The sequence below is a fragment of the Salegentibacter salarius genome (assembly GCF_900168265.1).
GTDB classification, from domain to species: domain Bacteria; phylum Bacteroidota; class Bacteroidia; order Flavobacteriales; family Flavobacteriaceae; genus Salegentibacter; species Salegentibacter salarius.
The window spans coordinates 165,157-172,775 of the sequence record NZ_FVZF01000004.1 but is presented as its reverse complement, the minus strand read 5'-3'; the positions used below and the strand labels follow the sequence as shown (position 1 = coordinate 172,775).

The window sequence follows — 7,619 nt, the reverse complement described above, 5'->3', positions numbered from 1 at the left end:
GTCATAGCCGAGTGGTACTAATAATCCGTAAAGCTTGATGCGATTCCCACGCCTGCAAAGGTGTGGGGACTTGAATGCTTTACCCAAGTTTATCTATATTCTTTGTTTCTTAAATATGTCAACTTATTAGAGTAGGCAGTTGTAAGTAAAAGAGTAAGCAGTAATACTGCGAACTTATAGACTGTAAACTGCATACTAAAGACTTAAGGTGGTTATGGCAACGGGGCTCACCTCTTCCCATTCCGAACAGAGAAGTTAAGCCCGTTAGCGCAGATGGTACTGCTATTTGTGGGAGAGTATGTCACCGCCTTTTTTTGGAACCCTTCATCATCTCGATGAAGGGTTTTTTTATACCCGAAAGTTAAGGATTTTCAGCGCTGTATAAGAAGGTGATTGATTATAACAGTATCAAATACTTAACCTATATCTCACGGTTTATACTTACAACCGGCAACTCGTAATTATTAATAATTTCTTCCGTAATACTAGGGCTAAAAATGGTATCAAATCCCGTACGCTGGTGAGTAATGCTTGTAAATAGATCTGGATGTAATTTATTGAGTGCCATTCCTATTCCACGGGCTTCATTATTGGCATTTAAGCATCGCAGTTTTAATTCCTTAATTTCAGTTTTGGTTAAGAATTCAGCTGCCATATCATCTATTTGGTCAGTCTCTCTAAAATTATACGGTGTATTTATATAAACCAGTTCAACTTTAGTATTTAACTTTTCTAAAATTCCATAGACTTTTTTAAATGCTTTTTGAGATTCTTCTTTTAGATCGCTTGCAATTAGGATGTTCTTTAATTGATTGAAATTAAATTTATGCTTTATAGCTACTACCGGCACCTTCGAGTGGCGAATAAGTTTTTGTGTATTTGAACCCATTATTTTTTCAAAACCTTTGGCGCCGTGGGTTCCCATAATAACTAATTCATAATTTTCTGGCTTAACATAATTTACAAGCTCATCCATCCCTGTGTTGTAAATTAAACTATGCTCTGCATCAACCCCTTTGTCAGTTGCTTTTTGCTCCCATATTTTTAATTGATCTTTTGCAGAGTTTATCCGTTCTTTAGTTTCAGGATACTTTTTTTCGTCCTGAATATTTAATTTAGACCATTCTACCGGTGTTTGTACACTATGTAAAAAGCGTATAGGGTATTGCAGCGATTTGGCTATTTGAATCGCAAATTCTGAAGCATTATTGGCAGATTCAGAGAAATCGGTTGGTACGAGTATATATTTCATGACGCTTATTTTCCATAAAGTTAAACTCCAGCTGTAAATTTTAAAATGATAAATATCAGGTTTAATTCAGGAGGAATTCCGCAGAAAGATTAATTCTATTATTTTTGAAGCACTTATGAAATTAAACAATTTAGAACAGGGCTTTTTTGGAATTGGAATACAAAACGGAAAAACTCCGGAGAATTTAGGCGTGCTTTGGCGCTCCGCGCAAAATATGGGCGCAAGTTTTATATATACTATTGGAAATCGCTATGCAAAGCAGGCCTGCGATACCCATAAAGCTGTTGGGGCAATGCCTTATTTTCATTACGAAACCTTTGAAGATTTCTATGCGCATTTACCAAAAGGTGCTATGCTTGTAGGTGTTGAGCTTACTGAAAATGCAGAGGCTTTGGAAACCTTTACCCATCCAAGACGTTGCGTTTATTTACTTGGAGCAGAAGATCACGGACTTTCAAAAGAGGCCATTGAAAAATCTCATTTCCTGGTTAAATTTCAATCAACTTTAAGCTTAAACGTTTCTGTTGCTGGAAGTATTATTATGTATGATCGTAGTAGTAAATCAAAATTTTCTACCTGATTCCTATTTCAATAGATTTATAAGCTCCATTTTATCTGGAATTTTTAATCAGTTTGGTTAAATTAGCGCCAATTACAATAAAAACTTAAAAGAATGAGATACTTATCCAGAGCTATGCTTGGCCTGGCCGTTGCTGGTTTATTTTCTACCGGCGCTAAAGCACAGGAGGTTGTGGAAAACAACCAAAAAGATTTTAATGAATTTATGGATCGTAGCGGTGATATGTACCGCACAGCTTCAGGTAAACCTGGCCCGGAATACTGGCAAAATGAAACCGATTACAAGATTGAAGCAACCTTGAATGATGAAGATCACACCATAAAAGGACAAATAGAACTAACTTATACCAATAATAGTCCTCAGGAATTAGAATTCATCTGGATGCATTTGGAGCAAAACCGTTTTACCGAAGATTCCCGTGGAACTTTAACCACTCCAATTCAGGGAAATCGTTATAATGGTGATATAGATGGCGGGTACACTATTTCTCACCTGGAAGCAAAAGTAAAAAGAAGTTCCTCTTCAGATTATCTAATAACCGATACCAGGATGCAGGTTTTCTTTGAAGATCCAATTCCTGCTAATGGTGGAGAAGCTACTGTTTCTATGAATTTTGAATATAAAATTCCGGTAGATGGTATGGACCGTATGGGAAGACTTGATGTAGAGGATGGAACTATTTATGCTCTAGCGCAATGGTTTCCAAGAGCTGCAGTTTTTGATGATGTAGAAGGCTGGAATATTGAGCCGTACCTTGGTGCTGGTGAATTCTACCTAGATTATGGCGACTATGATTTTAAAATTACTGCTCCAGCTAGCCATATTGTGGTATCCTCAGGAGAATTGCAGAATCCAAGACAGGTATTATCTTCTACGGTAAGGGAAAGAATGGATAGAGCGTCTAAAAGCGATTCTACCGTTTATTTAATCAAGCCAGAAGAAGTAAACGATATGTCTTTGCGTGCAAAGCAGGAGGGAACCCTTACCTGGCATTTTAAGATGGAAAACACTCGTGATGTAGCTTTTGGTTCTTCAAAAGCATTTATCTGGGATGCCGCTAAAATAGATCTACCTGGCGGAAAAAAAGCTATGGCACAATCGGCTTATCCTAAGGAAAGTGATGGCCAGGGCGCCTGGAGCCGTTCTACTGAATATTCTAAAGCTTCCGTAGAACATTATTCTGAGAAATGGTTTCCTTATCCTTACCCGGTAGCAGTAAATGTGGCTGCTGATATAGGTGGAATGGAGTATCCCGGTTTAAACTTTTGTAGTTGGAAAAGTGAAGGTGCTTCTCTTTGGGGCGTTACGGATCACGAATTTGGCCACAACTGGTTCCCAATGATTGTTGGAACTAACGAAAGAAGATACGCCTGGATGGATGAAGGTTTTAATACTTTTATCAACTATTACAGTACTTTAGATTTTAATGACGGTGAATATCCTGCGAGGTTAAATAAAACCAGGAATATGACGGGCTGGTTTACCAGTGAGCAGCGCGAAGGTATAGATACTTATCCAGATGTTTCAAACCTAAGAAACCTTGGGATGATCGCTTACTACAAGCCTGCTATTGGCTTATTATTACTTAGAGAGTATATTTTAGGTGAAGAGCGTTTCGATAATGCTTTTAAGTCTTATATTGAAACCTGGGCTTACAAGCACCCCCAACCTGCAGATTTCTTTAACCATATGGAAAATGTTTCAGGTGAAAATCTATCCTGGTTTTTTAGCAAATGGTTCTATGGTACCGGTAATATAGACCTGGGTATAGATGGCGTGAGGCAATATCAAGATAACTATATAATTTCTGTTGCAAATAGAGGAGAGATTCCAATGCCGGTTAAAATGGAAATTAGCTACCAAGATGGTTCTTCAGAAAATGTGACCCTTCCGGTAGAGATCTGGCAACGTGGGGATTCCTGGAATTATTTACACAGAACAGATAAATCTATCGAAAATGTAGAATTAGATCCCGATAAAATTTTACCAGACGTAAATGCAGGTAACGATACCTGGCCAAAATCTTTTTACGAGGATTAAACTCATTTAAGGGTCAAAATCTCTTAGGTTTGAGCTTTTATACGGAAAGCTATTCGATTTATTTCGGATAGCTTTTTGTATTTTTAAACTATCCTGAATTATGAAATCAGGATCTCTTGGGAATAAATTAAAGTAGCAATAAATGGACAATCAGGAAGTAATAGATAAGATTAGGGCTGAAATTGAAAAAACGGAAGCACAAATAATTCATTATAGAGAACTCACAAAACCAATCTCGCCAGAAAATGCAATAGGTCGTGTCTCCCGAATGGATGCCATTAACAATAAAAGCATAAATGAGTCTGCTTTAAGACAGGCAGAGCAGAAATTTAAAAGTCTAAAAAAAGTGTTTGAAAAAGCCGGAAGTGAAGATTTTGGAATATGTGTTCGTTGCAAAAAACCAATTCCCGTTGGGCGGCTTATGATTCGTCCTGAAAGTTTGCTGTGTGTAAACTGTGCTCAATAAAAAACAGCAAAAATCCTGATTTTACTGAAAACAGGAATTCTGCAGCTTTTATATTTACTTGTTTTTAAATAAGTTTTTCTCTTTGATCATCTTTACAGTACTCTTTGGAAGCATAGGTTCCCAACCAGGTTTTCCTTCTTTAATCATTTGGTAAACCTGCCTGGAATGAATGTCCAAAGTATCGGTTTCATAATCCTTAATGTCTACAACACGACCATTATCTTTGAAATATTGGAAAAGTTCCTGCATCCTGGGATGAACTTTTAAATTTTCACTGGTGATAATCTCGCCAGTCTCTTCGTCTTTAAGTGGATAAAGATATACCTTAAGACTTTTAAAGAACAGTTTTCCAAAAGCTTCAAGAATACCTCCGCTTAAGTGGCGGTAATATCTTTCGTCAAAAATATCGCGAAAAGTACTCACACCCATAGTTAAGCCCATTCTTTCTTTAGTATGCTGTCCAAAATACTCTACTACTTTGTAATATTCCTGAAAGTTAGAGAGCATTACTGTTTGGCCTAGAGAACCCAGTAAGTCTGCACGGTCCAGGAAGTCCTGTTCATCTATTTCGCCCTCACCTTTAAGGTTGGAAAGTGTGATTTCGAAGATAACCACGGTATTATCTTTATCTACCTTTTTTTCGTTGAGAAAAAGCTCCAGAGATTTCTCATACATCGCCATATTTACTTTGGTAACCGGCCTAAAGCTTCCACGAAGGGTTAAAATATTTTTCTTATAGAGTATACTTGCCGGTAGAATGTTATTTCCATCTGGAGCGAACATAATGGCTTCTGTAATGCCGTCCTTCACTAATTCCAGGCTCATTAATCGATTATCAACATCTTTAAAAGCAGGGCCGGTAAAATTTATCGCGTCAATTTCAAGTTTATCGGTACTCAGGTGGTCAAATAAATGTTTGAGTAGCTTTTTGGGATTATCATGGTGATAAAATGCACTATAAATAAGGTTTACTCCCATAGTCCCTAAACTAATTTGCTGGTGAGCCGCATTGTTTTCGTGAAATTGAACGTGTAAAACAATTTCATTATAATCTCCTCCGGGTTCGGTTTGAAATCTAATTCCCAACCAGCCGTGACCTTTATATTTTTTTGCCCAGTCTATTGTAGCTACGGTATTCGCGTAACTAAAAAATAACTTATTTGGATGCTTCAGCCGGGAAATACGGTCTTCAATAAGTCCCGTTTCATAACGCATCATACTGGTTAAGCGTGCCTCGGTAACGTAGCGACTATCCTCTTCCATTCCGTAGATAGCATCGCTAAAATCTTTATCGTAGGCGCTTAATGTTTTAGCCACGGTGCCAGACGCATTTCCTGCCCTAAAGAAATGACGAACTGTTTCCTGACCTGCGCCAATTTCAGCAAAGGTCCCGTAAATATTTTCGTTCAAATTAAGGCGCATCGCCTTGTTTTGAACGGAAGTTACTTCTTCAAACTTCTTTTCTCCTTCAGCAATTATAGACATTGTATCGTGCATTTTTAGTTTGAAGTCTAAAGTTAAGAAACTTAAGCCTTATCTACTGCAACTTTATAGGTTGGATCTTCTAAAATATTTACATCAATAATTGCATCGGCATTGCTCAATAGTCTTCGGCAATCCTGGCTTAAATACCTTAAATGAAGTGTTTTGCCCTGTTTATGGTATCTTTGGGTAAGTTTATTTAAAGCTTCAATTCCAGACATATCTACAACACGGCTTTCTGAGAAATCCACGATCACCTCTTTTGGGTCATTTAGAACGTCAAATTTATCGTTAAACGCCTGTACAGATCCAAAGAAAAGTGGGCCATAAATTTCGTAATGTTTAACTCCCTCTTCATCAATTCTTTTTCTTGCGCGAATACGTTTTGCATTATCCCAGGCAAATACCAGGGCAGAGATTATAACTCCAATTAATACCGCTAGTGCAAGGTTGTGAAGAATTACGGTAACTACAGTTACTAATACCATTACCAAAATATCAGATTTCGGCATTCTTCTAAAAGTTCTTAAACTCGCCCACTCAAAGGTGCCAACCGCGACCATGATCATAAGCCCGGTTAAGGCAGCCATTGGTAGCAACTCAATAACTCCAGAGCCAAACATGATAAAGATCAATAAACTTACAGCAGCTACAATTCCAGAAAGGCGAGCCCTTGCACCAGAAGAAACATTAATTAAACTTTGGCCAAGCATAGCACAACCTCCCATCCCGGAGAAAAAGCCTGAAAGCACGTTTGCAGTTCCCTGCGCTACACATTCTTTATTCCCGCTTCCTCGGGTTTCGGTAATTTCGTCTATAATATTTAGGGTAAGCAGGCTTTCAATAAGTCCCACGCCAGCCATAATAGCAGCATAAGGCAAAATAAGCATCAAAGTGTCCAGATTAAAAGGTACCATTGGGATATGAAAAGGAGGAAAACCACCTTTAATAGAGGCGATATCTCCAACTGTTTTGGTGTCTATTCCAAATGCAGCAACAATCCCAAAAACCACTAAAATTGCTACAAGGGTAGCGGGAACCACTTTTGTAAGCTTAGGTAATAACCAAATTATTAGAATTGCAGTAATTACCAGGCCAAGATAAGTGTAAAGCGGGGTGCCTGTCATCCATTCTAATTCTCCTGCTGCGTTTGGTACTTTAAATTGGTTTAATTGAGACATAAAAATAATGATCGCCAAACCGTTTACGAAGCCAAAAATAACCGAATGTGGTACCAGCCTAATTAATTTACCGAGTTTCAGAACTCCCGCCAGGACTTGAATTAAACCGGCAAGAACAACGGTCGCAAAAACATATTCTGGGCCGTGAGAAATAGCAAGAGCTACAATAACAACAGCTACGGCACCGGTGGCACCCGATATCATTCCCGGGCGCCCTCCTAAAACAGCGGTTACCAAACCAACTACAAATGCGGCATATAAACCGGTTAAAGGCGAAAGTCCTGCAATTAGGGCAAAGGCTACGGCTTCAGGAATTAAAGCCAGGGCAACAGTAAGTCCGGCTAAGATTTCATTTTTATAATCTACTTTTTGTGAAAAATCAAACAGGTTGAAGATCTTTTTCATCTGAATAAAATTTAAATAAATATTGGAATACGGATTATTTCCGCGGAAAATTTTGAACAATAACGCAAGTGTGCTTAACTACCTAGGGCGGAGTAAGTTGAGAGGGTTGTATGCTTCTTGCATGTTTCATTGGAGGCGGCAAAATTAGCTAATTATTTTTAATAGAAAAGTCCGGGACAATTTAAGTGTGAATTTTTAATGCTTTGTTAATAT

6 protein-coding genes and 1 rRNA gene are annotated in these 7,619 nt (G+C 38.1%); 4 read left to right on the top strand and 3 right to left on the bottom strand.

From position 1 onward, the window contains the following. Positions 1 to 204 precede the first annotated feature (204 nt). Positions 205 to 313 (top strand): 5S ribosomal RNA (gene rrf / locus B5440_RS04290). Positions 314 to 421: 108 nt separating this feature from the next. Here rrf and B5440_RS04285 read toward each other — a convergent pair. Then, positions 422 to 1,252 carry a universal stress protein gene (locus tag B5440_RS04285; protein WP_070054793.1) on the bottom strand — a complete coding sequence of 277 codons (831 nt, stop codon included), beginning with the start codon at positions 1,250 to 1,252 and terminating at the stop codon, positions 422 to 424. A gap of 115 nt (positions 1,253 to 1,367) precedes the next feature. Here B5440_RS04285 and B5440_RS04280 point away from each other — a divergent pair, with 115 nt between their 5' ends. The 3 genes from B5440_RS04280 to B5440_RS04270 all read left to right on the top strand — a co-directional run bounded on the left by B5440_RS04280 (position 1,368) and on the right by B5440_RS04270 (position 4,338). Further along, on the top strand, positions 1,368 to 1,832 hold the full coding sequence (locus B5440_RS04280; RefSeq protein ID WP_070054792.1) for an RNA methyltransferase: 465 nt from the start codon (positions 1,368 to 1,370) through the stop codon (positions 1,830 to 1,832). Between the two features lie 93 nt (positions 1,833 to 1,925). Next, complete coding sequence (locus tag B5440_RS04275) at positions 1,926 to 3,872, top strand: M1 family metallopeptidase (protein ID WP_070054791.1); 1,947 nt, start codon at positions 1,926 to 1,928, stop codon at positions 3,870 to 3,872. Positions 3,873 to 4,014: 142 nt separating this feature from the next. Continuing rightward, positions 4,015 to 4,338, top strand: a complete 324-nt coding sequence (locus B5440_RS04270) for a TraR/DksA family transcriptional regulator (RefSeq protein WP_070054790.1) — start codon at positions 4,015 to 4,017, stop codon at positions 4,336 to 4,338. Positions 4,339 to 4,392: 54 nt separating this feature from the next. On the opposite strand, the gene B5440_RS04265 is transcribed toward B5440_RS04270, so the two are convergent. Continuing rightward, positions 4,393 to 5,835 carry a TonB-dependent receptor gene (locus B5440_RS04265; protein ID WP_394330417.1) on the bottom strand — a complete coding sequence of 481 codons (1,443 nt, stop codon included), beginning with the start codon at positions 5,833 to 5,835 and terminating at the stop codon, positions 4,393 to 4,395. A gap of 29 nt (positions 5,836 to 5,864) precedes the next feature. Then, a complete protein-coding gene (locus tag B5440_RS04260) occupies positions 5,865 to 7,406 on the bottom strand; it encodes a SulP family inorganic anion transporter (RefSeq protein WP_070054794.1) in 1,542 nt (513 codons plus the stop codon). Positions 7,407 to 7,619 lie beyond the last annotated feature (213 nt).